Below are 1,122 nucleotides of genomic sequence, written 5' to 3' on the forward strand. Positions count from 1 at the left end.
CCACGCCCCGGCACCGGCCCCAGCGCCCTCACTCCCCCCTGCGCCGGCTCCACGAGCAGGGCGCGGAAGTCGTTGACGTTGGTCAGCGTCGGCCCCGTCTCCAGCAGGGCGCCGAGCGGCTCGAGGCAGCCGAAGCTGTCGTTCTCGGCGAGGTGGCGCTGCGGGTCGAGCCCCTGCGCCCGCGCCCGGGCCAGCGTCCCGGGACCGACCACGGCGCCGGCGTTGCGCTCGGTGCCGTCGATGCCGTCGGTATCGGCGCTGAGCAGGTGGATGCCGGGCACGCCGTCGAGGGCCTCGGCGGCGGCGAGGGCGAGCTCGGTGTTGCGGCCGCCCCGGCCACCCCCGCGGACGGTGACCGTCGTCTCGCCGCCGGAGAGCAGGACGCACGGCGGGGCTGCCGGCACGCCGTGGCGCTGGCAGGAGCGGGCGATGCCGACGAGCACCCGGGCGACCTCGCGCGCCTCGCCCTCGAGGGCGTCGCCGAGGATCAGGGGCGTCACCCCTGCGGCGTGGGCGCTGCGCGCCGCCGCCTGCAGCGCCGTATAGGCGCTCGCCACGACCCGCTGCTCCACCCGCGCCAGGCGGGGGTCCGCAGGCGCCGGCGGCGCCTCCCCGCCGTCGAGGGCGGCGGCCACCGCCGCGGGGACGCCGCCCGTATAGCGCTCGAGGATCCGGCGGGCGTCCGCGGGGCGGCTGCTGTCGGCGGCGACCGGCCCGGAGGCCACGGTGGCCGGGTCGTCGCCGGGGACATCGGAGATGACCAGGGCAACCACCTGCGCCGGGGCGGCGCGCAGGGCCAGGCGGCCGCCCTTGACCGCCGAGAGGTGGCGGCGGACGGTGTTGATCGCCGCGATGGGGGCGCCGCTGCGCAGCAGCGAGGCGGTGACCGCCTGCTTCTCGGCCAGGGTCAGCGGCGGCGCGGGGGCGGTGAGCAGCGCCGAGCCGCCCCCGGAGAGCAGCACCAGGGCCAGGTCGTCCTCGCCGAGCCCGTCCAGCTCGGCGAGGAGCTGCTCGGTGGCGGCGGCGCCGGCCTCGTCCGGCACGGGGTGGCCGGCCTCGTGGACCGCCACGGACGCGCAGGGGACCCCGTGGCCGAGAAGCAGGCGGTCACCGCCTCGCTGC

General features: G+C 79.1%; 1 protein-coding gene. It reads right to left on the reverse strand.

What is annotated here, in order from left to right; all coding sequences use genetic code 11:
• Nucleotides 1–1,070 (reverse strand): glycerate kinase type-2 family protein (locus CKO13_RS12280; RefSeq protein WP_338034655.1); only part of this gene is annotated, 1,070 nt, incomplete at its 3' end.
• Nucleotides 1,071–1,122 lie beyond the last annotated feature (52 nt).

Source organism: Halorhodospira neutriphila (genome assembly GCF_016584055.1).
Taxonomy (GTDB): Bacteria; Pseudomonadota; Gammaproteobacteria; order Nitrococcales; family Halorhodospiraceae; genus Halorhodospira; species Halorhodospira neutriphila.